At 39.2% G+C, this 24,416-nt stretch carries 26 protein-coding genes and 1 other RNA gene; 18 read left to right on the forward strand and 9 right to left on the reverse strand.

The features are described 5' to 3' along the window. The first annotated feature begins 27 nt into the window (after positions 1-27). Positions 28-2,115: a DUF349 domain-containing protein gene (locus ACOQO1_RS08085; protein WP_420602361.1), complete on the forward strand. Its 2,088-nt coding sequence runs from the start codon at positions 28-30 to the stop codon at positions 2,113-2,115. Positions 2,116-2,197: 82 nt separating this feature from the next. On the opposite strand, the gene ACOQO1_RS08090 is transcribed toward ACOQO1_RS08085, so the two are convergent. The 5 genes from ACOQO1_RS08090 to ACOQO1_RS08110 all read right to left on the reverse strand — a co-directional run bounded on the left by ACOQO1_RS08090 (position 2,198) and on the right by ACOQO1_RS08110 (position 5,075). Beyond that, positions 2,198-2,617, reverse strand: coding sequence for a CBS domain-containing protein (locus ACOQO1_RS08090; RefSeq protein ID WP_420602362.1), 420 nt, complete (start codon positions 2,615-2,617; stop codon positions 2,198-2,200). A gap of 71 nt (positions 2,618-2,688) precedes the next feature. Continuing rightward, the gene (gene rny, locus ACOQO1_RS08095) at positions 2,689-4,260 is read right to left on the reverse strand and encodes a ribonuclease Y (protein ID WP_420602363.1); all 1,572 of its coding nucleotides are present in this window, start codon (positions 4,258-4,260) and stop codon (positions 2,689-2,691) included. Positions 4,261-4,311: 51 nt separating this feature from the next. Next, positions 4,312-4,421: non-coding RNA, 6S RNA (gene ssrS, locus ACOQO1_RS08100), on the reverse strand. A gap of 54 nt (positions 4,422-4,475) precedes the next feature. Beyond that, on the reverse strand, positions 4,476-4,769 hold the full coding sequence (locus ACOQO1_RS08105; protein ID WP_097045811.1) for a cell division protein ZapA: 294 nt from the start codon (positions 4,767-4,769) through the stop codon (positions 4,476-4,478). Between the two features lie 15 nt (positions 4,770-4,784). Continuing rightward, positions 4,785-5,075, reverse strand: a complete 291-nt coding sequence (locus ACOQO1_RS08110) for a hypothetical protein (RefSeq protein WP_420602364.1) — start codon at positions 5,073-5,075, stop codon at positions 4,785-4,787. A 164-nt stretch (positions 5,076-5,239) separates the two neighbouring features. On the opposite strand from ACOQO1_RS08110, the gene ACOQO1_RS08115 reads away from it, so the two are divergent. Genes ACOQO1_RS08115 through ACOQO1_RS08125 form a run of 3 tightly spaced genes read left to right on the forward strand, consistent with a single transcriptional unit; the run spans position 5,240 to position 10,062 of the window. Beyond that, positions 5,240-6,931 (forward strand): M23 family metallopeptidase, encoded by a 1,692-nt coding sequence (locus ACOQO1_RS08115; RefSeq protein WP_420602365.1) that lies wholly within the window; start codon positions 5,240-5,242, stop codon positions 6,929-6,931. 26 nt (positions 6,932-6,957) lie between these two features. Continuing rightward, complete coding sequence (locus ACOQO1_RS08120; RefSeq protein ID WP_420602366.1) at positions 6,958-9,399, forward strand: TonB-dependent receptor; 2,442 nt, start codon at positions 6,958-6,960, stop codon at positions 9,397-9,399. Positions 9,400-9,408: 9 nt separating this feature from the next. Beyond that, positions 9,409-10,062, forward strand: coding sequence for a hypothetical protein (locus ACOQO1_RS08125; protein ID WP_420602367.1), 654 nt, complete (start codon positions 9,409-9,411; stop codon positions 10,060-10,062). Here the strand turns inward: ACOQO1_RS08125 and ACOQO1_RS08130 are convergent. Next, entirely contained in the window at positions 10,059-11,207 is a 1,149-nt protein-coding gene (locus ACOQO1_RS08130) for a cysteine desulfurase family protein (protein WP_420602368.1), read from the reverse strand. The two genes, ACOQO1_RS08125 and ACOQO1_RS08130, sit on opposite strands and share 4 nt — an antisense overlap. Before the next feature lie 111 nt (positions 11,208-11,318). Here ACOQO1_RS08130 and ACOQO1_RS08135 point away from each other — a divergent pair, with 111 nt between their 5' ends. Further along, positions 11,319-11,837: a hypothetical protein gene (locus ACOQO1_RS08135; RefSeq protein ID WP_420602369.1), complete on the forward strand. Its 519-nt coding sequence runs from the start codon at positions 11,319-11,321 to the stop codon at positions 11,835-11,837. On the opposite strand, the gene ACOQO1_RS08140 is transcribed toward ACOQO1_RS08135, so the two are convergent. Then, positions 11,834-12,376, reverse strand: a complete 543-nt coding sequence (locus ACOQO1_RS08140) for a Smr/MutS family protein (RefSeq protein ID WP_420602370.1) — start codon at positions 12,374-12,376, stop codon at positions 11,834-11,836. The two genes, ACOQO1_RS08135 and ACOQO1_RS08140, sit on opposite strands and share 4 nt — an antisense overlap. Positions 12,377-12,441: 65 nt before the next feature. Between ACOQO1_RS08140 and ACOQO1_RS08145 the strand changes: the two genes are divergently transcribed. Genes ACOQO1_RS08145 through ACOQO1_RS08155 form a run of 3 tightly spaced genes read left to right on the forward strand, consistent with a single transcriptional unit; the run spans position 12,442 to position 13,432 of the window. After that, positions 12,442-12,777, forward strand: coding sequence for a DUF2752 domain-containing protein (locus ACOQO1_RS08145; RefSeq protein WP_420602371.1), 336 nt, complete (start codon positions 12,442-12,444; stop codon positions 12,775-12,777). A gap of 10 nt (positions 12,778-12,787) precedes the next feature. Further along, positions 12,788-13,114 (forward strand): CCC motif membrane protein, encoded by a 327-nt coding sequence (locus ACOQO1_RS08150; protein WP_420602372.1) that lies wholly within the window; start codon positions 12,788-12,790, stop codon positions 13,112-13,114. Between the two features lie 3 nt (positions 13,115-13,117). Then, positions 13,118-13,432 (forward strand): CCC motif membrane protein, encoded by a 315-nt coding sequence (locus tag ACOQO1_RS08155; RefSeq protein ID WP_420602373.1) that lies wholly within the window; start codon positions 13,118-13,120, stop codon positions 13,430-13,432. On the opposite strand, the gene recQ is transcribed toward ACOQO1_RS08155, so the two are convergent. Beyond that, positions 13,429-15,630 carry a DNA helicase RecQ gene (recQ, locus tag ACOQO1_RS08160; RefSeq protein WP_420602374.1) on the reverse strand — a complete coding sequence of 734 codons (2,202 nt, stop codon included), beginning with the start codon at positions 15,628-15,630 and terminating at the stop codon, positions 13,429-13,431. The genes ACOQO1_RS08155 and recQ overlap by 4 nt on opposite strands. 200 nt (positions 15,631-15,830) lie before the next feature. On the opposite strand from recQ, the gene ACOQO1_RS08165 reads away from it, so the two are divergent. From ACOQO1_RS08165 to lptB, 4 genes are read left to right on the forward strand one after another with little or no spacing between them, the layout of a single operon-like run. Next, the gene (locus ACOQO1_RS08165) at positions 15,831-16,796 is read left to right on the forward strand and encodes a KpsF/GutQ family sugar-phosphate isomerase (protein ID WP_420602375.1); all 966 of its coding nucleotides are present in this window, start codon (positions 15,831-15,833) and stop codon (positions 16,794-16,796) included. Further along, positions 16,796-17,629 (forward strand): twin-arginine translocase subunit TatC, encoded by an 834-nt coding sequence (gene tatC / locus ACOQO1_RS08170; protein ID WP_420602376.1) that lies wholly within the window; start codon positions 16,796-16,798, stop codon positions 17,627-17,629. Before ACOQO1_RS08165 ends, tatC begins: the two co-directional genes overlap by 1 nt. After that, complete coding sequence (locus tag ACOQO1_RS08175) at positions 17,619-17,969, forward strand: carboxymuconolactone decarboxylase family protein (RefSeq protein WP_420602377.1); 351 nt, start codon at positions 17,619-17,621, stop codon at positions 17,967-17,969. The genes tatC and ACOQO1_RS08175 overlap by 11 nt, the downstream gene beginning before the upstream one ends. A 57-nt stretch (positions 17,970-18,026) precedes the next feature. Next, entirely contained in the window at positions 18,027-18,767 is a 741-nt protein-coding gene (gene lptB, locus ACOQO1_RS08180; RefSeq protein WP_097045799.1) for an LPS export ABC transporter ATP-binding protein, read from the forward strand. Here the strand turns inward: lptB and ACOQO1_RS08185 are convergent. Continuing rightward, entirely contained in the window at positions 18,764-19,495 is a 732-nt protein-coding gene (locus ACOQO1_RS08185) for a CDP-alcohol phosphatidyltransferase family protein (RefSeq protein ID WP_420602378.1), read from the reverse strand. The genes lptB and ACOQO1_RS08185 overlap by 4 nt on opposite strands. A gap of 103 nt (positions 19,496-19,598) precedes the next feature. On the opposite strand from ACOQO1_RS08185, the gene ACOQO1_RS08190 reads away from it, so the two are divergent. From ACOQO1_RS08190 to ACOQO1_RS08215, 6 genes are all read left to right on the forward strand, one after another. Continuing rightward, positions 19,599-20,771 (forward strand): DUF4105 domain-containing protein, encoded by a 1,173-nt coding sequence (locus tag ACOQO1_RS08190; protein ID WP_420602379.1) that lies wholly within the window; start codon positions 19,599-19,601, stop codon positions 20,769-20,771. Positions 20,772-20,790: 19 nt separating this feature from the next. Then, entirely contained in the window at positions 20,791-22,668 is a 1,878-nt protein-coding gene (locus ACOQO1_RS08195) for an ABC-F family ATP-binding cassette domain-containing protein (RefSeq protein ID WP_420602380.1), read from the forward strand. A 39-nt stretch (positions 22,669-22,707) separates the two neighbouring features. Beyond that, positions 22,708-23,208 carry a hypothetical protein gene (locus ACOQO1_RS08200; RefSeq protein WP_420602381.1) on the forward strand — a complete coding sequence of 167 codons (501 nt, stop codon included), beginning with the start codon at positions 22,708-22,710 and terminating at the stop codon, positions 23,206-23,208. Positions 23,209-23,224: 16 nt separating this feature from the next. Then, entirely contained in the window at positions 23,225-23,383 is a 159-nt protein-coding gene (locus ACOQO1_RS08205) for a hypothetical protein (RefSeq protein ID WP_420602382.1), read from the forward strand. 60 nt (positions 23,384-23,443) lie between these two features. Beyond that, positions 23,444-24,004, forward strand: a complete 561-nt coding sequence (locus tag ACOQO1_RS08210; RefSeq protein ID WP_420602383.1) for a cob(I)yrinic acid a,c-diamide adenosyltransferase — start codon at positions 23,444-23,446, stop codon at positions 24,002-24,004. 121 nt (positions 24,005-24,125) lie between these two features. Continuing rightward, positions 24,126-24,350 (forward strand): DUF2795 domain-containing protein, encoded by a 225-nt coding sequence (locus ACOQO1_RS08215; RefSeq protein ID WP_013551418.1) that lies wholly within the window; start codon positions 24,126-24,128, stop codon positions 24,348-24,350. Positions 24,351-24,416: the final 66 nt, after the last annotated feature.

Raw genomic sequence — 24,416 nt, forward strand, 5'->3', positions numbered from 1 at the left:
TTGGGTAATTTAGTTGTTAACTTGGCTATGATTATCATCAATCCAAAGGAAAAAGAACTACTGATGCAGGAAAATGAGCAAAAACTTCAGGAAACTGAAGGTGGTACTGAACATAATCCGGATGCTATAAAAAAAACGGAAGAAGAAAGCCCCATTTCTGAACCAAAAACATCCGATGATTCAGTAAAGGAAAATACAGAGGTTTCAGACTCAAACACAGAGTCTCCTGAACCCGTTTCAAAAGAGGAATCCAAAAAATCTGATGAGGCTGATGAAGCTGATGAGGCAATTGAGGAAATTGAGGAATCAAACGCTGAAGATGCAGAAGATGAGCACAATGAGAAACGGCACCATATTCCTATGTTGGACTATCATTCCATGTCCATAGAAAATTTGGTCGGAGAGCTGCAACGATTGGTCAAAAATGAAAAAATACAGGCCATAAGCAAGCATGTAAGCTCCATTAAATATGAGTTTGACCAAAAGTTTCAGGAGTTTTTAGAGCATAAAAAAGAAGAGTTTATTGCCAATGGAGGCAATGAAATAGATTTCAGGTACAACTCGGTCACAAAAAGGCAGTTCAATGAGGTATATTCGGAGTTTCGGGAAAAACGTGACCAGTACTACAAAAATCTTGAGCAGAGTTTAAAAGACAACCTTAAAAAACGCTTGGAAATCATTGAGCAGCTCAAAGGGTTGGTGAATGTGGAAGAAGATATAAACACCACATACAAAAATTTTAAGGAGTTACAGGAAAGCTGGCGAAATGCAGGACCTATCCCCAGAAACAACTATAATGATGTTTGGCGCACCTATCACCATCATATGGAAATCTTTTATGATTTTCTTCACCTTAACCGTGAGTTGCGCGACCTGGATTTTAAGCATAACCTAGAGGAAAAACAGAAGTTGGTTGAACGTGCTGAAGCACTTGCCAATGAGCCTGATTTAGGTAAAGCTTTTCGTGAACTGCAAACACTCCACAAAATTTGGAAGGAAGATATTGGTCCTGTTGCCAAAGAGCAAAGAGAGGAAATATGGGAACGCTTTAGCGCTGCCACTAAGGTTATGCACCAGCGTAGACAAGACCACTATCAAGAGATGGAGAAGGTCTACGAAAAAAATCTTGAAAAGAAACATGAGATTATTGCTTCCATTACTGAAGTATCAGAAAATGTAAGTAACAACCACAAAGCCCTTCAGGCTCAAATTAAAGAGATAGAGGCCCTTCGGGAAGCTTTCTTTAAAGCAGGCAAGGTTCCACAAAAAGTAAATGAACAAACTTGGAGTGCTTTTAAAGAGGCCGTGCGTAAGTTCAACCGTAACAAGAATGCTTTTTACAAGAATCAGAAAAAAGAGCAGCATGAAAATCTGGAAAAGAAGAGAGCTCTTTTAGGATTGGCCTTGGCACTTAAAGATAGTGATGACTGGGAAATGGCCACTCCCGAGATGAAGCGTATTCAAAGTGAGTGGAAACGAATTGGCCATGTGCCCAGAAAATATTCCGACAAAATCTGGAATGAGTTCAAAGATGCTTGCAACCACTATTTTAATCGTTTGCACGCCGAAAAAAATGAGGCGCACAAAGAGGAATTTGAAAACTACGAGAAGAAAAGTGCCTGTTTAGATCGTCTTAAGGCTTTTCAATTAAGCGGAGATACGGAAAAAGACCTTGTTGAGCTTAAGAAATTTATTGCTGAATGGAAGCAATACGGTCGAATTCCATACAACAAAAAGCATATCAATGGCAAATTCAACAGGATTGTTGATGTGTTGTTTAAAAAATTGGGCGTAAGTCGCCAAGAATCTGAATTGCTCCGCTACGGTGACAAAATGCAGCAGCTTGCCAAAACAGATGACAATAGGGCCATACTTAATGAGCGTACCTTTATCCGAAGGAAAATTGATGAGAGCAAATCAGAGATAAGACAGCTGGAAAACAATCTCCAGTTTTTCTCCAATGCTTCAGAAGACAATCCTTTGGTGCAAGATGTAGTGAAAAACATAGAAAAGCATCGAGAAGCGTTGGAAACATGGAAAGCTAAGCTCAAGAAGCTTAACATTATGCAGCACAACAGGGATAAAGAAGCCGAGGCCAATGATGAGGAAGAATAGTCTCATGGTTTCCTTAAAACCCACGCAAGCCTAATAATTCCTATTTTGGTTTTCCATCGTATATGGATGGAATACATTGAAATCAATATAAATCCAGCAGATAGTTTATCAAGTCGGTGGTGGTAACAATACCCACCAATTTTCCATCATCTACCACTGGTAAAGCATGAAACTCTTTTCTTGACAAGAATTGAGCAACTTCCTTTATGGTAGTATTGGACGAAACGCTAATGACATCTCTTGCCATTACTTGTGATATGGTAAACATATTGTAAACCATGGTATCCACACTTTCTTCGGTTTCATCCACTGCATCCGCAAAGCTGATTCGCAACAAATCCGTATAACTCAGCATACCAATTACTGAATCACCTGAAACTACCGGAATATGCCTGATTTTATTTTTTTTGAAAAGTTCTTCGGCAGTCACCAAATCATCCGTAGTGGTCAGGGTCACCAACTCACTTGTCATTATTTCTGAAACGGGTACTCTCTTCTTCATCTTTGATAGGTTTTAAACTACCATGAAGTTAGCCTGTACCACAAAAGAAAAGTATGATAATTGTCAGTGTTCTATTTGGCTACATTTACCGAACGTGTTTCCCGGATCACCGTAACCTTTACCTGTCCAGGATAGGTCATATCCGTTTGTATTTTTTGGGAAATCTCAAATGAAAGCTCAGCAGCCTTGTCATCGCTCACCTTCTCACTTTCAACAATTACGCGCAGTTCCCTACCCGCCTGTATGGCATAAGCTTTTTGAACTCCGTTAAATCCAAAAGCGATGTCTTCTAAATCCTTCAATCTTTGAATATAAGAATCCAATACCTGTCTTCTGGCTCCAGGGCGAGCTCCACTAATGGCATCACAAACCTGAACTATGGGAGAGATCAGCGTGTTCATCTCAATCTCATCATGATGTGCACCAATAGCATTGCACACTTCCTTCTTTTCACCATATTTTTGGGCCCATTGCATACCCAGAATAGCATGTGGAGTTTCTACCTCAACCTCTGTATTGGGAACTTTTCCAATATCGTGCAACAATCCAGCACGTTTTGCAATCTTGGGATTAAGCCCCAATTCGGCAGCCATTACACCGCAAAGTTTGGCCACTTCCCTTGAGTGCTGCAATAAATTTTGGCCATAGGAAGAACGGTATTTCATTCGGCCAACTGCTTTAATCAATTCAGGGTGCAATCCATGGATTCCAAGGTCAATGACTGTACGCTTGCCAATCTCGGCAATCTCCTCATTGATTTGTTTTTCCGTCTTTTTTACGATTTCCTCAATACGGGCAGGGTGAATCCTTCCATCAGTCACCAAACGGTGCAGTGAAAGTCTGGCAACTTCCCTTCTTACTGAATCAAAGCAAGAAAGAATAATTGCCTCGGGGGTGTCATCCACTATGATTTCCACGCCAGTTGCTGCTTCCAAAGCGCGAATATTACGGCCCTCACGTCCAATAATACGTCCTTTTACATCATCTGATTCCAAGTTAAAAACCGATACACAATTTTCTACGGCTTCCTCTGTACCTATGCGCTGAATGGTATTGACAACAATTTTTCTGGCCTCCTGTTGCGCAGTTAGCTTTGCTTCTTCCAATGTACTTTGTAGATAAGCCATTGCGTCGGTCTTAGCCGTTTCCTTTAAGGACTCCAACAATTGACTTTTGGCATCTTCGGCTGAAAGCCCGGAAATAACCTCTAGCTGTTGTACCTGGCTTTTGTGCAGTTTTTCAACTTCAGATTGTTTCTTATCAAAGATTTCACTCTTGTAGCTTACATCTTTGATTTTTGTTTGAAGCTGTTCGTTTAGCTTTTTGTTTTTGGAAAGTTCATTACTGATCTGTGATTCTTTATCCCGAGTGCGCTTCTCTGCTTCAGCAATTTTTTTGTCCTTATTAATGATGACCTTCTCGTGTTCAGCTTTTAGTTCTAAAAACTTTTCCTTGGCCTGAAATATTTTATCTTTTTTAATATTCTCTCCTTCCTTCTTTGCCTGCTTTACAATATCTGAAGCCTCTCGTTTTGCGTTGGAAATGGTTTTTGCAGCCTTTCCCTTTTCCATCATCTTGGCAATTACAAATCCAATTGCCAAGCCAACAACTGCAGCCACAATTAGTACTATAGTGTTATCCATCTTGATTATGTTTGGTTATAAAAAAAGCCCACATTAGCTGAAGTTTTGTACAAACTCCTAATTACAGGTTTAGGGCTAACAAGCTGCTCAAGGATCCCTATACAGGTAGGGCCTGCTTTTACAACTTAAACTCACCCTTTTTAAATTTAATAATGTTGAGTTTGTCAAAAAATAATTACCAATGTGGGCAGTAACAATATTTTATTTAAAAGAACTTATTCTCCCAATTTGGAATGCACCAAGTCATTTAAGGCCCTTAGGCGTTCAAATGCGGCTTTGGTATTTTCCGAACGGTCTATTCCGCCTTGCTCAATTTTAGATGCAAATTGCAGGGCACACATGGCCAGCACATCCTGTTTATCGCGTACAGCATAGTTTTGCTCAAATTTCTTGGCCAAATTTTCAATATTCTTGGCGGCCTTCCGCAATCCTTCCTCTTGTTTAGGGTCTATTGTCAAAGGATAAACCCTATCTGCAATGGAAAGCTTTATTTTGAGCTTTTCCTCCATATTATTGGTTACAAACTAATCTGCAAGCTTTGCAATGCAAACATCAAGTTCGCGAATCAACGTATTTATCTTGAGCTTAGCTTCTGTTTTACTAGCATTACTACCCAACATTGTGTTTGCCATTTTCAGGGAATTGTATTTTTCTTCCCATTCAATAACGGCGTTCTGCTTAAGCTGATTTTCCTCTTTTGCAAGGTTCAATTCTTCTTTTAACTTGGTATTGGTCTGATGCAACAATTCTAATTTGTGCAACAGCTTGCTCACCTTATTCTCCAAAGAATCAACAATCTCTACCAGTTCGCCCATATGCAAACACCAATGTATACACACAAAGTTAACCAACCTTACCTAACCTCGCAATACTTTTAGTATTTATCTTCATGTGTTGCTTTAAGACCTCTTAAAGCTTCCGTAAGCCTTTTCTTAAATCTAAACATTGGTTACTTTCGTATGTAAATATAAATCACTGTATGCGCCTTTATTTTTTTGGAGCCCTATTTTTATTTTCCCTAGTCCTTACTTCACAAGAAAAATACCCCCAAGATGTCTTTCAGTCGCCTTTGGAAATTCCTTTGGTATTGGCCGGGACTTTTGGAGAGTTACGTTCCAACCATTTTCATTCCGGAATTGATATAAAGACCCAAAGAAGGCAAGGGCTACCCATACTTGCCATAGCAGACGGAACAGTCACACGCATTAAAATCTCACATTGGGGATACGGCAAAGCTATGTACGTGGCACATCCTAATGGCTACACCTCTGTATATGCCCATCTTCAAAAATTTAGTCCAGAGATTGAGGCTTACATCAAAAAAATACAGTACAAAAAGCAATCTTACGAAGTAGAGGTATTTCCCGATTATGGCGAGTTAAAAGTATTAAAGGGAAGTACTATAGCTTACTCAGGAAATACCGGGGGATCTTCTGGCCCCCATCTCCATTTTGAAATTCGAAGTAGTGTTACCGAAAAACCTACCAATCCATTATTATATGGATATGATATAAGGGATGCCACAAATCCAACACTATTAGGACTTTTTGGATATCCATTGTCAGATGACGCCCTTGTGAACCAAAGTGGTAAAAAAATCCAGCTCAATTTCACCAAACAGGCAGATGGTTCCTTTTTGGCTGACAAAGTCACCGCTATTGGCACTATTGGTTTTGGTTTTAATGGTTTTGATCGGCAGGACATGGCTGCCAACAAGAACGGGGTTTATTCCGTAACACAGACCGTTAACGGAAAAGTATACTCCGCGTACGACTTTGAAACCTTTTCCTTTACGGAGACCAGATACATCAACACATTGATTGACTATGCCCATTTTGGAAAATTCAAACAACGTATCCAAAAATGTTTTAAAGAGCCATATAATCGATTGAACATCTATAAAACATTGCACAATAATGGAAAAATAGAGGTTAAAGAAGGTTTGTCCTATAATGTTGAATTGGTGGTTTCGGACATCGAAGGAAATGATATTAAAATCGTGATTCCGGTTGAAGGAAAAAAGCTGTCGGCAAAAATCAAAAAGAACGACAAGATTACCGATGATTTTATTCTTGCGGACAAACCCAACAATTTTGACCTTGGGGCAGCCAAAGTGTATTTCCCGGCCAATACATTCTATAAAGATTTTTATATCGATTTAGAGAAAGGCAGTGATACTGTCAAAATTCATGACAATAGCGTTGCTGCGCACCGAAATTTCACCATCAGTTTTGATGCCACCAAATATTCACAAACAGAAAAAAAGCAGTTGTTCATTGCCCGTCTTGATGAGCGTAGGCAACCAAGGCATGCCAAAACCTATAAACGTGATGGTTCTTTCACCACCCGAACGCGTACCTTAGGAACCTATACATTGGCAAAAGACACTGTTGCCCCCACAATCAAGTCCAGAAATTTTAAGGAAAAACAGTGGCTGAGCAACTACAGTTATCTAAGCTTGGAAATCAGTGATGACCTCAGTGGAATAAATTCATACTCCGCAACCATAAATGGAGATTGGATCTTGATGGAATACGAACCTAAGACCAGAACCATTACCTATAACTTTGATGATAAAATACTGGACAAGACCCAATGCGACCTTAAAGTGGTGGTTACGGATAATGTTGGCAATTCCAGTACCTTTGAGAGTACCTTTTTTAGAAAATAGTGGATTGTCCAAAACCCTTACTGGCATTGTTGTTTGTTTTATGGGTGTCTACGACCCAAGCCCAAACAGCTACAATTGCAGGGCGAGTTTTGGATGAAAACAACCTTCCCGTTCCAAGTGTCAATATTGTAAGCGAGAATATCGGCACTACCACTGACACTGATGGATACTACCTCCTTCAACTAATCGCCGATACCAAAAACACCATTACTTTTTCACACTTGGGGCATAAAAATGTGGTGTTAGAGGGTTTAGTATTGACCACCAATGAGACCTATGAGTTTAATCCGATAATGAAAGTGGATGTTGTTCAAGTGGCCGGAGTGGATGTTTCCCCTACGGGGAACAAAAGTATTGAAGGAATTACTACGGTACAGCCAGAAGTGGTTCGAAAAATACCGGGTGCCAATGCAGGTGTAGAGAACATCTTGAAATTATTGCCCGGAGTCTCCTTTAACAATGAATTGAGCACACAATATAATGTTCGTGGAGGGAATTTTGATGAGAACTTGGTTTATGTCAACGGAATTGAAGTATACCGTCCGTTTTTGGTCCGCTCTGCCCAACAAGAGGGTTTGAGTTTTGTGAACAGTGATATGATTACTGGACTTGAGTTTTCCCCTGGAGGGTTTCAAGCTAAGTATGGGGACAAATTGTCTTCGGTTTTGGACATCACCTATAAAACCCCTGTAGCTTTTTCATTGCGTGTTGATGGTAGCCTTCTTGGAGCAAGTACCACTTTGGAAACTACTTCCAAAAATAAAAAGTTCAGCAATATTACAGGAGTCCGTTATCGAAACAATAGCCTTTTGGTGAACAGCAAACAAACACTGACAAACCTCAATCCAAAGTTCATAGATGCCCAGACCTATCTTACTTACCGATTTTCCAAGAAGTTCCATTTAAACTTTTTGGGCACCTTTTCAGTAAATGATTACGAGAATGAACCATTGAACAGGCAGACCAATTTTGGTACCATAAATAATCCACGGGCATTACTTGTATTCTATCAAGGGAGGGAAAATAACAAATACAGTAACACATTAGGAGCGGTCAAACTAGATCATGTTGTAAACGACCATGCCAAAATAGGAGTTACGGCTTCCATCTACCATACGCAAGAAGAGGAGTTCTCAGATATCATTGCTTCCTATGAACTGGCGGAAATAGATAATAATCTAGGGGGTGATAATTTAGGGGAAGTAACCACATCAAGAGGTGTTGGTTCCCAATTCAACAGAGCAAGAAATCAACTTGACGCCTTGATTTTTAATCTTTCACACAATGGCAAACTTACCAAAGAAGGCAAATCTTTGGAATGGGGCTTGAAATTCACTCATGAAGATATCCGAGATCAGTTAAGGGAATCGGAATTCATTGATTCTGCTGGTTTTTTTATTCGGCCTTTGGAGCCACCTGTCGTAAACAATCAACCCGAAGAACCTTTTACGGGAGATCTTGTAGCATTTGAAAGTGTGCAGGCAACCAATTTTGCAAACACCAACAGGTTTTCGGGGTTTGTGCAATACAGCAGACAGACCCAATGGGGCAATCATAACATTTATTACAATTTGGGCATAAGGGGCCAGCGCTGGATATTAAATGGTGATGGTTTTGATTCCAACTCGCAGACGCTGTTAAGTCCAAGAGGCCAGTTTTCCATAAAACCAGATTGGAAAAAGGACCTGTTGTTCCGATTTGCAATAGGCAGTTACCAACAACCTCCGTTTTATAGGGAGTTAAGGGATATTAGCGGAACAATAAACCCTAAGGTTGAAGCGCAAAAATCCGTTCATTATGTGTTGGGCAGTGAATATAGTTTTGAGCTTTGGGAACGCCCCTTTACGTTGATAAGTGAAGCTTATTATAAAGATTTGAGCAATGTAAATCCATATACCGTAGAAGATGTTCGGGTACGGTATGCCGCCCAAAACAATGCATCCGCATACGTGTATGGGATGGATTTTAGACTTACCGGGACTTTTGTTCCAGGTGCTGAATCTTGGATAAGCTTGAGCTACCTTCAAACCAAAGAGAACATTAATGATAGAGGGTATATTTCCCGACCTACTGACCAACGTTTAAAATTCGCAGTTTTGTTCCAGGATTATGTACCGACAATTCCAAATTTAAAACTGCATCTCAACTTGGTCTACAACACAGGTGTTCCTGGAGGTTCACCAAATAATGCGGACCCATACCAATTTCAGAATAGATTAAGAGATTATAGAAGGGCAGATATAGGAATTTCATATATTTTTGCGGATGGAAAAAATCAATACCCAAAAGGGCATTGGCTCCATAAGTTCAAAGAGTTCAGTTTTGGTTTTGAGATTTTTAATATGTTCAACAATCAAAATTCCATTACAAATACCTGGGTAAGGGATGTAGACACCCAAAGACAGTTTGCCGTACCCAATTTTTTGACCAGTCGTGTCCTGAACGTAAAATTTGGAATGCGATTTTAAAATATGTTGATGAAAAAAATACTATCCTTAATTGCCTTTCTGATAGTCACCCTAGGAACAGCTCAGAAGAATATTTATGAAAATAGAAGGTTTGATGAACTCAGCGAAGATCATAAGATATTGGCCATAGTTCCCTTTATTGCCAATTTGGATCTTAAAAGGAGCGTTGATCAGAACGAATTAAGGAATCTTGCCAAAAAAGAAGGGTATGCGGTGCAAAATGCACTGGAAACCTATTTTTCAAAACGAAAAAAGCGAAAGAAGTTCAATGTGGAATTCCAAAACATTGAGGATACCAATGCCATTTTAAACCAAAATGGCATCACTTATGAAAATCTGGATATCTATACCATAAAGGAACTTTCCAAGATTTTAAAAGTAGATGGTATCATCAGTGGCAACCTCAGCCTAAATATCCTGCTTTCCAAAGGGGTCCCTACCAATTTTAATCTTCTGGACTATTTTAGTGGAGATGCCAACTATGGGAGAATAGGTGTAAAAGTAAGCGATGGGGATTCAGGCAAGCTTCTTTGGAAATACGAAAAGGCCATTACCAAAAAAACAGGCAAAAACACCACTGAGCTCATCGACAGGATGATGAAACTTGCTTCCCGAAAATTTCCTTACGACAAAGAAAAAAAACAACGAAAAAATAAGAATTAGCTGTTAGCAAATTCTTTTAACACACCAATAGTGTAATCCAGTTCTTCCTTAGTATTGTTATAGGAAAAGGAAAATCGCAACGATGGTTTTTCCAATTCTTTCTGAGTCAAAATTTGGGTAAGCACATGAGATCCCATATTGCTTCCCGACTGACAAGCACTTCCTTTGGAACAGGCAATTCCTTTTAAATCCAAATGAAAAAGTAGCATTAAACCTTTTTGTTTATCAAACGGTAAGCGCACATTGGTCAACGTATAGGTGCTCTTTTCCAGATCACCTGAAAGACCATTGAAATGTACATCTGGGATTTCTTTTTTGATTTTATCTAAAAAGTACTCCTTTAAACCTTTTACATATTTAATTTCCGCTTCCAAATGTTCATATGCCTTAACAAAAGCCTCCTCCAATCCAACAATATTATGGAAGGACTCGGTCCCTGCCCTATATCCACGTTCCTGTGACCCACCAAAAATCATTGGCTTTAGGCCAGAGTTTTTTCTGATAAAGGCAAATCCAATTCCTTTAGGGCCATGAAATTTGTGGGCAGCTGCTGTAAAAAAATCTATTGGAGTTTTTTCAACATCCCACGGGTAATGCCCTACAGATTGCACCGTATCTGAATGAAAAAGTGCGCCATGCTCCTTACAAATTTCACCAATGGAATTAATGTCGGTAATATTTCCGATTTCATTGTTCACATGCATTAAACTGACCAGTTTTTTGGAATCGTCCCGAGCCAACAGCTCTTTTAAATGATCCTCTCTTGGATTTCCATTTTCATCCAAATTCACAAAGTGAAGCGCAATGCCATATTCTTTTTCCAATTCTTCAGCAGTATGAAGTACCGCATGGTGTTCAATTTTAGAGGTAATTATGGTCTTTACATCCAAATCGCGGACAGCACAGCGCAATATCATATTGTCAGCCTCCGTACCACCGGAAGTGAAAATAATTTCGGAAGGTTGGGCATTCAATATTTTAGCAATGGTTTTTCTAGCCTTTTCAACAGCGGTTTTAGCGGATCTCCCAAAACTATGGGTTGATGATGGATTTCCATAATGAACAGCCAGCGCCTCCTGCATTTTAGCAATTACCTCTTCCCTAACCTGGGTAGTTGCCGCATTGTCCAAATACACTTTTTGCATGTCTTAGCTATCTTTTAACACCTGATCAAAAATAGATTAAATAAAGTTAATTTCCATTAAAGTCTGAGGGCGGGTTGGTGTAATAAAATGGAATTCCTTTAACTTTGACACATGAGAAAATTTTTCTGCCCTGCCCTACTTATGTCCGTGTTGCTCTCGTGTAGCGATGGCGACCTCCAGATAGAGACCATTGACTTTGACAGCGTAACTGCCCAATCCTGTGGTTCTCTCCAAGCTGATTCAGGAAATGTGTTGTTCAAACTCAATGAGGATGAGGCTTTGATTCTTGAGTTGGAGAGTGGTATTCTGAACAAAGGTAAATTGGATGAAACCGTTACCTCTACTAGTGCCGTACCAAGCAAATCCAAATTAACCTATCGGTTTTTTTCTGAAAAGGTCACCTCCAATTACTTCTGTGATGATATTCCTCCGGCTACTCCGTCCGTTGTCGATGAAATAGCAGCTGAAGATGGTACGGTTACCATAGAAACCAAAGCGGATGCCGATGGCACAAATTATGTACACACCATACGTTTGAGCGACATCTCATTTGTAAGGGCCAATGGCGAGCGAATCACCAATTTGACCATAAATGAATTTGGGGAGGTTACCACAGCTATTTCCAACTAACCGTTCTGGAAAAAATACACCTCGGTAGCACCCAATCCGTACTTTTGATAATCCGCATCATAAAACTTTAGGTTGTCATACCTTTTAAAAAGGTAATTGAGCTCCTCTTTAAGCACGCCTTCACCGACCCCATGAATAAAAACCACTTTTTGGATACGTTTGGCAATGGCAAAATCCAGTTGTCTTTTAGCTGTTTCCAATTGTAAGTTAAGTATATCAAAATTACTAAGGCCTTTGGTAGATTTCACTAGTTGATTAATATGGAGATCGACCTCCATTTTAGGAGCATTTCTTTCTTTTGGTTTAAGTGTTGGGATATTTTTCTTTTTAGGTTGTTCTTTTTCCTGTTTGATCTTTGCAACTTCAAAATTCGTTACTTTAATCGCACCCTCAACTCGCACCAACTCTTTTGAACGAAATTGAAAAGTAAAACCATCATCGGTTATTACGGTGACCATATCCCCGTTCACTTCCTGAATCTCTCCGGACAGGTTATCATCCACAACCTCAACCCTATCGCCAATATTAAAAACGGTCATCTTAATGGATAGCTAAAAAAATCTTAAAAAGTTTAACCCGAATAGCAAAAATAGTGGTATTTTTCTTGGCAGTAACCACAGCCATGTATCAGCAACTTGCCTTTGTATCCATAACCACCAAGGATTTTATGCTTCCTTGTCTAAACAAAGAACTTTTTGGTATTGAATGTCCAGGATGTGGTATGCAACGCTCGGTAGACTTACTTTTTCATGGGGAATTCTTGGCGGCATTTAAAATGTACCCAGCCATCTACCCCATTATTTTTCTTTTGATTTTTTTGACCTCAAATATCTTTATTAAGTTCAAATTTGGACACCAAATAAAGCTGTTTTTGATGTTGGCAACTGCTGCTACAATTATTATTAGTTATATCTTAAAAATGAACAATATTTTCAATTAAAATTTAAATCATGGAACAACAAAAACTCCCAAATGCAACGCTGATCTTAGTTTTCGGCATTATTTCCATCGTCACCTGTTGCTGTTATGGTATAATAGGACTAATCTTTGGGGTCATAGCCTTAGTTTTAGCCAATAAAGCGACCAAAGTATATATGGAAAATCCAGAAATGTATACTGACTTTAAAAATGTAAAAACGGGAAAGATATTGGCCATCATTGGTATTATCCTAAATGTACTTTTCTTAATTTACATCATCTGGGCCATATCTTACTTTGGTTGGGATGCATTGCAAGACCCAGAGAGAATGCAGGAAATTTTAGAACAATATCAATAAAATATGAATCAACAACCCTTACCCGGGGCAAGTACAGTGCTAACAATGGGAATCATTTCCGTTGTTGGCACTATTTTCTGTTGCGGCCCTTTCGGAATTATTTTTAGCATAATTGCTTTGGTAAAAGCAAAAACGGCAAACCAGTTATATTTAGAAACCCCAGAAAATTATAGTGATTATAGCAGTGTTAAAACAGGTAAGATACTTGCTTACGTAGGTTTGGCCCTATCGCTAGTTTATTTGTTGTTTTTTATCCTCTATTTTGGATTTATTATGGCAATGATAGCTGGAAGTGGTGAATGGAGCGGCGAGTTTTAATTGGCCACCTCACTTATGAACTTAAGACGGTAGAGCCGTAACTCTTCGTCTTCATAATCACCATCAAACTCATCTATGGCTTCGGAAATGGAATCTGTTTCCGCTTCCAAAAAGTAATCGTGGATTTCTTCTTGTTGGTCTTCATCCAAGATTTCGTCTATCCAATATCCTATGTTCAATTTTGTGCCACTAAAGACAATCTGTTCCATCTCCTTGATCAACGCTGGTAATTCCAAACCTTTGGCCGAGGCAATATCATCCAACGACAGTTTTCTATCCACATTTTGAATAATGTACAGTTTTAGACCTGAATTGGCTCCAGTGCTCTTGACCACCAAATCATCTGGTCGTATTACATCATGCTCCTCTACATAACCCGCAATTAGATGCACGAACGGCTTGCCGTACTTTTTTGCCTTTCCCTCGCCTACACCGTGGATATTGATAAGCTCTTCCATGTTGATGGGATATTTTAAGGCCATATCATCCAATGAAGGATCTTGAAACACCACAAATGGTGGTACTCCCAGTTTTTGGGCTTCCTTTTTGCGTAAATCCTTTAACAACTTCAATAATCTATCATCCGCTGCACCTCCTGCAGATTTACTGGCGGTCACAATAGCATCATTATTGGCTTCGCTGTACACATGGTCCTTGGTCATCATAAAAGAACATGGGTTGGCTAAAAAGCTTTCACCTGCTTGCGTTAAATGAAGAATGCCATATTGCTCAATTTCCTTTTTTAACAACCCTGCTACCAATGTCTGTCTTGTCAATGCCATCCAATAGGCCTCATCTTTCTCTGAACCAATACCAAAAAACTCCTTTTCATTTGTCTTATGGGATGAAATCATGGCGTTTACCTGCCCAACCAACACTTTTACAATCTCTTTGGTTTTGAATTTTTCCTTGGTCTCTTTAACAACGCTGAGAAGTTTCCCTACCTCATCTTTGGCTTCTTCCTTTTGTTTTGGGTTTCTGGTGTTATCATCCATATCGGCACCTTCGCCATTCAACTCGTCAAATTCTTCTCCAAAATAATGGAGGATGAATTTTCTTCGCGACATGGAGGTCTCCGCATACGCAACAATCTCTTGCAAGAGCGCGTTGCCAATTTCTTGTTCGGCAACAGGTTTTCCCGACATGAATTTTTCGAGTTTTTCCACATCTTTATAAGAGTAAAAGGCCAAACAGTGTCCCTCACCACCATCTCGACCGGCCCTTCCTGTTTCTTGGTAGTAACTCTCAATACTTTTAGGAATATCGTGGTGAATCACAAAACGAACATCGGGCTTGTCAATACCCATTCCAAAGGCAATTGTAGCGACCACAACGTCCACCTCTTCCATCAAAAACATATCCTGGTATTTCGACCTCGTCTTTGCATCAAAACCTGCATGGTAAGGAACTGCACTCACCCCGTTTACCTGTAAAACTTGGGCAAGTTCCTCTACCCTTTTCCTGCTCAAACAATAAATGATTCCAGATTTTCCTTGATTTTGTTTCACAAAGCGAATGATATCCGCATCAACATTTTGTGTTTTTGGACGAACCTCGTAAAACAAGTTGGGCCTATTAAAAGAAGCTTTGAATACCTTGGCGTCGGTCATTCCCAAATTCTTGATGATATCTTCCTGCACTTTAGGGGTTGCAGTAGCCGTAAGTCCAATAATTGGGATATTATCCCCTAAACGGTTGATAATACTTTTTAGGTTACGGTATTCTGGTCTAAAATCATGACCCCATTCGGAGATACAATGTGCCTCGTCTACCGCAACAAAGGAAAGTGGAACACCTTTTAAGAACTCCACATTTTCTTCTTTAGTCAAAGATTCAGGGGCGACATATAATAATTTGGTAATTCCGTTACTAATATCCTCCTTCACCTGTTTTACCTCGGTCTTGGTCAGAGAAGAATTGAGAACATGTGCAATTCCACGCTGTTCAGACACTCCACGAATGGCATCTACCTGATTCTTCATCAATGCAATCAATGGAGATACAACAATGGAGGTCCCCTCTTTCATGATGGCCGGTAGCTGATAACACAAAGATTTACCACCTCCTGTTGGCATTATAACAAACGTATCTTGATTGTCAAGTATATTCTGAATTACCTTTTCTTGCAGTCCTTTGAATTGAGAAAAACCAAAGTATTTTTTAAGTGAAGATTGCAAATCGGTGTTTGTAAGACCCATTTCCGTATTTTCGATTTAAATCAATACACCTATATTGAAGGTTGTTAAAAATTTTAATTTTGAATGTTTGTTTAAAAGAAGAAGCATTCTGTCTTCCTTAAATCGTTAGTAAGAGATAGTTTGTTTAGTTTTGTAAACTTAAATATAAGACATTCTTTTAGGAATACAATTAGATAATCTGTTTATTACCCTATATTACTTTGAACGACATCCAGTCTATTTTATCCATTGCAAAAAGAACCATTGAAACCGAGAGCAAAGCGGTACAGAATTTGGTCAATTTACTCGATGAACAATTTGCCCACGCCGTACAGCATATTTTGGAATCCCAAGGCAGGGTTGTGGTATCTGGAGTAGGCAAAAGTGCCATTATTGCTTCCAAAATTGTAGCAACCCTAAATTCTACGGGAACACCAGCTATTTTTATGCATGCAGCAGACGCCATTCATGGTGATTTGGGAACCATCCAGAAAAATGATGTTGTGGTCTGTATTTCCAAAAGTGGAAATACTCCAGAAATAAAAGCTTTGCTCCCGTTGATAAAAATTGCTAAAAACAAGTTAATCGGGATTACCGGTAATATGGATTCCGTATTGGCCAAGCAGGCAGACTTTGTTTTGAACACCTTTGTTGAAAAAGAAGCTTGCCCCAATAACCTGGCACCAACCACCAGCACATCGGCACAATTGGCCATGGGCGATGCATTGGCCATAAGCCTGTTGGAACTCAGAGGTTTTAGCAGTGCAGATTTTGCAAAATACCACCCAGGGGGAGCCTTGGGCAAAAAATTGTATTTGCGCGTAGCGGATATTGTTGCCCAAAATCAAAAACCAGAAGTCAATGTCAATTCCAGCGTAAAAGAGGTCATCGTTGAAATTTCGGAAAAAATGCTTGGTGTAACCGCAGTTTTGGAAGATAACAAAGTAGTGGGTGTAGTTACTGATGGAGACATTAGAAGAATGCTGAGTAAACATAACAATATTGGTGAATTGACAGCTAGGGATATTATGACCTCAGATCCTAAATCAGTGGATGTTGATACATTAGCGGTAAAAGCCTTGGAAATACTCCAATCCAAAGGCATCTCACAGCTCTTGGCCTTTGAAAATGGCTCATATGCCGGAGTAGTGCACATCCATAATCTTATAAATGAAGGTATTCTGTAATGGCAAAAACAGTAAACAACCCCGACGAAATGTCTTTTTTGGACCATCTGGAAGAGCTTAGATGGCATTTAATACGATCCATAGTAGCCATAGTAATAGTAGCCTGTGTAGCCTTTTTAGCCAAAGGATTTATTTTTGATGTTATTTTATTTGGTCCAAAGAGTCTGGACTTTCCCACTTACAAGTTTTTTTGTAGAATAGCGACTTTCTTTGGTGTTGATTCGGAATTCTGCGGTGACGAATTGCCCTTTACCATACAAAGCCGATTAATGGCGGGACAGTTTTCCGCCCATATTTGGACTTCCATTTGGGCCGGATTTATCGTTTCATTCCCATATGTACTTTGGGAAGTATGGAAATTCATAAGTCCTGGTCTACATGAAAATGAGCGCAGACATTCAAGAGGCTTCATTTTAGCAGCCTCCTCTTTATTTTTTCTGGGTGTTCTTTTTGGATATTACGTGGTAGCCCCACTTTCCATCAATTTTTTAGGCACCTATACGGTTAGTACGCAAGTTTTCAATGAAATTGATTTGGCTTCTTATGTGGCCACCGTCAGGGCATCTGTCATTGCTTGCGGTATAATGTTTGAATTACCCATCATCATTTATTTTTTGACCAAAGTTGGGTTGGTCACACCTGAAATCTTAAAAAAATATAGGAAGATGGCCTTGGTCATCGTATTGATTTTATGTGCCGTAATCACACCTCCTGATGTAACCAGTCAGATAATTGTTGCTATCCCCGTATTGATTTTATACCAAGCCAGTATTTATATTTCCAAAATTGTTGTGAAAAGGGAAGCCAAAAAAGAGAAGAAAAATGCCAAATAAAGTGGAGGAGTTCAATGCTTATCGTTCTAAAATGAACGAAAAGTTGTTGGCGGAGAACAATAAATTGATTAAACGTATTTTTAATTTGGATACCAATGCCTACACAGCAGGTGCCTTGGATGTAAAAACAAAGGAACTGCTAGGTTTGGTCGCTTCTGCCGTTTTACGTTGCGACGATTGCGTGAAATATCATCTGGAAAACTCAAAAAAAGAGGGAGCCACCAAAGAAGAAGTTATGGAGACCCTAGGTATTGCCACTTTAGTGGGCGGCACCATAGTTGTTCCCCACTTGCGCAGGGCATACGAGTTTTGGGAAGCCCTGGAAGAAAACAATGCTTAAAAAAATCCCAAAGACCATCATCCGAAAAAAGAATATGTTTAGTTTTGGCGAATTCTTATGAAGCTACGAGCTGAAAATATCATGAAGGCCTACCGAGGCCGAAAAGTTGTTAAGGGAATTTCCTTGGAGGTGAACCAAGGTGAAATTGTGGGGCTTTTAGGCCCCAATGGTGCTGGTAAGACCACTTCATTTTATATGATTGTTGGCCTGATCAAGCCCAACGGAGGAAAAATCTTTTTGGACGACATGGAGATTACCACCTTCCCCATGTACAAAAGAGCCCAAAACGGTATTGGTTATTTGGCTCAAGAAGCTTCCGTTTTTCGTAAGTTGAGTATTGAAAAAAACATTCTCAGTGTGTTGCAGCTCACCAAACTGAGCAAAAAAGAACAGCACATGAAAATGGAATCCCTCATTGATGAGTTTGGTCTTGGCCATATTCGGAAAAACCGTGGTGATCTATTATCGGGTGGTGAACGCCGTAGAACAGAAATTGCTCGGGCCCTGGCAACCGACCCCAAGTTTATCTTATTGGATGAACCCTTTGCGGGTGTAGACCCTGTTGCCGTGGAAGACATCCAACGTATTGTGGCGCAGTTGAAGAACAAGAACATCGGAATTCTTATTACCGACCATAACGTTCAAGAAACCCTGGCCATTACAGAGCGTTCGTATTTAATGTTTGAAGGGGGAATCCTTAAAGCAGGTGTTCCTGAAGAACTGGCTGTGGATGAAATGGTGCGTAAGGTGTATTTGGGGCAAAACTTCGAGCTCCGGAAAAAGAAATTGGATTTCTAATCCACTTTCGAACTAGGTGTGAGCAGTGAACTCAATATATAAAGCAATATAATTATTGGAATTGCCAGAAATTGTAGGGTAATCAACAATACCACACTTCCTATCAGAAAAAGATAGCGCACGGCATTATCCTTAAATCCCCAATTATTAAATTTCAGCGCAAAAAGTTCAATTCTTGAATTCAATAAAAAAGCACTGACCACGGTCAACCCCAATAAAAACCATTGGTTTAAAATAATCCCACTAAGAATATCATTGTTGTGGTATAACAAAATCAATGGCAATGAAAGAATCAAAATAGTATTGGCAGGTGTAGGCAATCCTATAAAAGAAGAAACCTGATTTTCATCCACATTGAACTTGGCCAAACGATACGCTGATGCCAAAGTAATTACAAATCCAAAAAAGGGAAGGGCGGTCATTTCCGTTTCATGTCCAAAAAAACCCAAATTCCATCCACCTGTTTCAGCCATTTGCAGCAATTGAAACATCACAATTCCGGGAACCACTCCACTAGTGACCATATCCGCCAAAGAATCAAGCTGGACACCTATTTCACTTTTCACATTGAGCATTCGTGCTGCCAATCCATCCAAAAAATCAAAAATTATTCCGGCAAACACAAAAAAAGCTGCAAGCTCCAAATGGTTGAGCACTGCAAAAACAACGGCTATACAACCGCTAAAAAGGTTAAGTAGGGTAATAAAATTTGGAATATATTGTTTCATTACGGTCAGATTTCCGTAAAAATAAGCTAAAAAACAAAGTGTTGAATCTTTCCTTTTCGGCCGTGTGGTAATTATTCTGATATTTGCGCTGATAAATTTACAAATGAAGCACTGGGTTTTCTTTTTGGTCTTATTTTTTTTCTTAGGGCATAACGCATTTTCGCAGATACCCCAGCTTACCGAAAAATCCCAGATAAGCGTGCTTACCTGTGCCAAAGGAGATGATTTGGTAACAGCCTTCGGCCATACCGCATTTCGCGTCCAGGATTCCACTTTGGGTATTGATGTGGTGTACAATTATGGGACTTACGACTTCAATAAACCCAATTTCATCTTAAACTTTGTAAAGGGTAGATTAATTTATTCATTGTCAAGAAGTAGATTCGATAGATTTCTTTTTGCCTATGAAATGGAAAGAAGGTGGATGAAAGAACAAATCTTGGATTTAAATCTCCAGGAGAAAAACGAACTCTTTCAATTTTTGGAAAACAACTATCTCCCGCAAAATCGAGATTATTTATATGATCCTTTGCTGAACAACTGCTCAAGTATTGTAGGCGATATTTTGCAGCAACAATATGGTGATGAAATTACGTTTGATGGCTCCCATCTGGAAAAACAATATACGTTTAGAGAGCTGGTACGTCAGAATTTAAGTGACAACTCCTGGTCCTCCTTTGGTATAAATGTGGCCTTTGGCTCTGTTGTGGACCGAAAAGCCACAGTACAAGAACATATGTTTTTACCTTACTATGCCATGGAACAGGTAAACAACACCACAAAAAATGGAAAACCTTTGGTTTTACGGGAGCGCACTGTGCTCAATTATGACGAACCTAATCTAAATGGTTTCTTTCCACTTTCCCCGCTCTTTTGGTTCATAGCATTGCTTTTGTTCACGTCCACCATCACCTATTTGGACTATAAACATGGCTCGCGAAGCAAATGGTTGGATTTTTCACTCTTTTTTATCACAGGATTCATAGGGCTCGTTTTGGCCTTGATTTGGTTTGGGGCCGACCATACATCAACACCCAAAAACTTTAACCTATTATGGGCATTTCCTTTAAACATAATTATTGCCTTCATCTATATCTTTCATAGTAAGTTGCCTAAATGGTTTTTTAAATATTTGCGATTTGCATTAGGCCTTCTTGGTTTGGTGCTTGTGGTCTGGGTCTTTAAAGTTCAGGTTTTTTCACCTCTTTTGATTTTATTATTACTGACACTGGCCATACGCTATGTTTTCCTGCTAAAATTTGCCAAGGTCCAATAGGTAATCGTAACTTGTTCCAATGAATTTATTGACGGTAGAGAACATTTCAAAGTCTTACGGAGAATTGGTCCTTTTTTCCGACATTTCCTTCGGAATAAACAAAGACCAGAAAATTGCACTTATTGCCAAAAACGGAAGTGGAAAAACATCCATTCTCAATATTATTTCTGGAAAGGACAACTCTGAAACAGGGCAAGTAACCTACCGTAAGGGAATTAACATTGCTTTTTTGGAGCAAGAACCCAATCTCAACCCTAGTTTAACCATTGAGGAGACCATTTTTAGCACGGACAATGAAATTTTAAAAGTAATTGCCAATTACGAAAAGGCAGTTCAGAACCCCGATGATGCCGAAGCTTACCAAAAGGCTTTTGAAGCCATGGAGCGTAACAATGCTTGGGACTTTGAAACGCAATACAAACAGATTCTTTTCAAACTTCACTTAGATCAACTTGATTTGAAGGTGAGTATGCTATCTGGAGGGCAAAAAAAACGGTTGGCCTTGGCCAATGCACTGTTGACCAAACCAGATTTGCTCATTTTGGACGAACCAACCAACCACTTGGATCTTGAAATGATCGAATGGCTGGAGGCTTATTTCACCAAAGAAAACATTACACTGTTCATGGTGACCCATGACCGTTATTTTTTGGAACGGGTATGTAATGAAATCATAGAACTGGACAACAACCAATTATACAGTTACAAGGGAAATTATTCCTACTACTTACGAGAAAAAGAGGCTCGCATGGAACGTGAAGCTGTGGAGCAGCACAAATCCAAACTATTGTTCAAAAAAGAGTTGGACTGGATGCGAAGGCAACCCAAGGCGCGTACCACAAAATCAAAGTCGCGTATTGATGACTTTAAGGAAATAAAGCAAAAAGCGCATCAACGAAGGATTGAACACCAAGTACAGCTAGAGTTGAACATGGAGCGTTTGGGGAGTAAAATCCTGGAACTGCACAACGTGTCCAAGTCCTATGGTGACAAAACCATTTTGGAAAAATTCGATTACAACTTCACCAAAGGTGAACGCATGGGCATTATTGGTCAAAATGGAACCGGAAAGTCCACTTTTTTGAACATCCTAACCCAAAATGAGGCCATTGATGGTGGAAAAGTGGTGGTAGGCGATACCCTGAAATTTGGCTACTATACCCAAAAAGGAATTACGGCTAAAGAAGGGCAAAAGGTAATTGATGTCATCAGGGAATTTGGAGATTACATTCCTTTAAAAAAAGGAAGGCAAATTTCAGCTCAACAACTTTTGGAACGTTTTCTTTTTGATAGAAAAAAACAATATGATTTTGTTGAAAAACTAAGCGGTGGGGAACGCAAGCGATTGTATTTGTGTACCGTTTTGATTCAAAACCCCAACTTTTTGATTCTGGATGAACCCACCAATGATCTGGATATTGTAACATTGAACGTTTTAGAGAGCTTTTTGCTCGATTTCCCAGGTTGCTTAATTGTGGTATCCCACGACCGCTATTTTATGGACAAAATTGTGGACCATCTATTCGTTTTTAGGGGCAATGGTATCATTGAGGATTTCCCGGGCAACTATTCCGATTTCAGGGTCTATGAAAACAGTAAGGTCATAGCTGAAAGAGAGGCTAAAACCGACAATCCAGAAAAAGCGGAAAAAAACAACTGGAAACAAAAGGATGATGGTGGGAAACTATCCTATTTGGAACAGAAAGAACACAAACGGCTGGAAAAGGAAATCCAAAAGCTGGAAGAGCAAAAAGAGGTGCTCCAAAACAAGTTCACATCACCAGATTTAGGTGGTGATGAAATCAAACAACTATCCATTGAGCTTAAGGAAATTTCAAACTCCATAGAAGAAAAAACAGAACGTTGGTTTGAACTTTCCGCTATTTTGGAAGGGTAACTACAAAATGTCCCCTTGACGGGACTTTAGGGGTGTCACATGTTTTTCAAACTAAAATCATACATAAAATTCCTTTTAAAATCCACCAATCAACATGGGGTTCACTCTCCTTTTGTTTTTAATTATGTGACCAAATGTTTGTATTCCAAACAGAAAAAGCATTTCAACAAATCCATCAATGTATTACTGAAAAGCATTGACTATTTCAATTTTGACCATATAAAAGCCTTGGGAAATCCATCTTTAGATGGAGCGATAAAAAAAGTACTTCAAAATCAGAATCAAGCAAAGGATAGTATTGATGTTTTGTACATTGAAAAACTTGACACCGTAATGATCGAACAAATTCTTTTACATGAAAACCTGCACAATGACAGCATGATTTTGATTGATTCCATTTATCAAAATCAAAAAAAACACCAAGCATGGAAAAAACTGATCGCATCACCAAAAATCACGGTGAGTTTGGATTTATTTCACTGTGGAGTATTGTTCATCCGTAAAGAACAGGAGAAAGAACATTTCACCATCCGGATTTAAAAAAGTAATTTTAGATATGGAAAATGCAGCAACAACAGATTATACAATTTGGTATGTCCTTGGAGTTTTAGCCATCATTTATCTTGCTATTTTCTTTAAGAATAAAAGAGGTACAAGACGCAGAAAGTCCCGTAGATTTATGGAAGGGAAAAGAAAGCACAACAATGAACAATAGACAATGAACAGTTTACATTGATAATTGTTAATTGTACATTGGTAATTGACCACTGAAAAAATGAAAATCTATACCAAAACCGGGGATAAGGGCACTACTGCGTTGTTTACAGGCAAACGAGTTCCCAAGCACCATATTCGTATTGAAAGTTACGGCACTGTTGATGAGCTGAACTCTTTTTTGGGCCTTTTGCGCGATCAAGAAATTGATGGCAACTCAAAAGAGGCGCTTTCCCTAATTCAAAACAAGCTTTTTACCGTAGGAGCCATTTTGGCCACCGAACCTACCAAGGAAAATCGTTTAAAAATCCCCAAAATAAACGAAGAGGACATTCAGTTTCTTGAAAAGGCAATGGATAAAATGAACGAGGAACTACCTGAAATGACCCATTTTATTCTTCCTGGCGGACATACAACCGTGTCATACTGTCATATTGCCAGAACAGTTTGTCGCAGGGCAGAACGAATGATTTCCTATCTTCATGAAAGTGAACCCGTACCTGAACGACTACTCTCCTATGTAAACCGATTATCAGATTATCTATTTGTCTTGGCACGAAAGTTGTCAAAGGATCTACAAGCTCAAGAAGTGAAATGGATTCCTGAAAAATTGGACAAATAAATCCAGATTTTCTGCGTTACAGATTAACAAACAGAAAATAATTTTCAAATAATGTCGATTTTACTTGACAAATTCAGTTTAAAAATTATTTTTGCAAAAAATTTAAAATCAAACCGTTACTATGTACTGGACATTAGAATTAGCTTCATATTTAAGTGATGCGCCTTGGCCAGCCACCAAAGACGAATTAATAGATTATGCTATCCGTACCGGAGCGCCATTGGAAGTTGTGGAAAATCTGCAGTCCATGGAGGAAGAAGGTGGCGAAATTTACGAATCCATCGAGGAGATTTGGCCTGATTATCCCACCGAGGAAGATTACCTCTGGAATGAGGACGAGTATTAATCCCATAATAAACAAACACAGTTAAAAAGTCTCTTAGGAGGCTTTTTTTTATGTAATTTTGACAGC

Source organism: Flagellimonas sp. (assembly GCF_965222555.1).
GTDB lineage: Bacteria > Bacteroidota > Bacteroidia > Flavobacteriales > Flavobacteriaceae > Flagellimonas.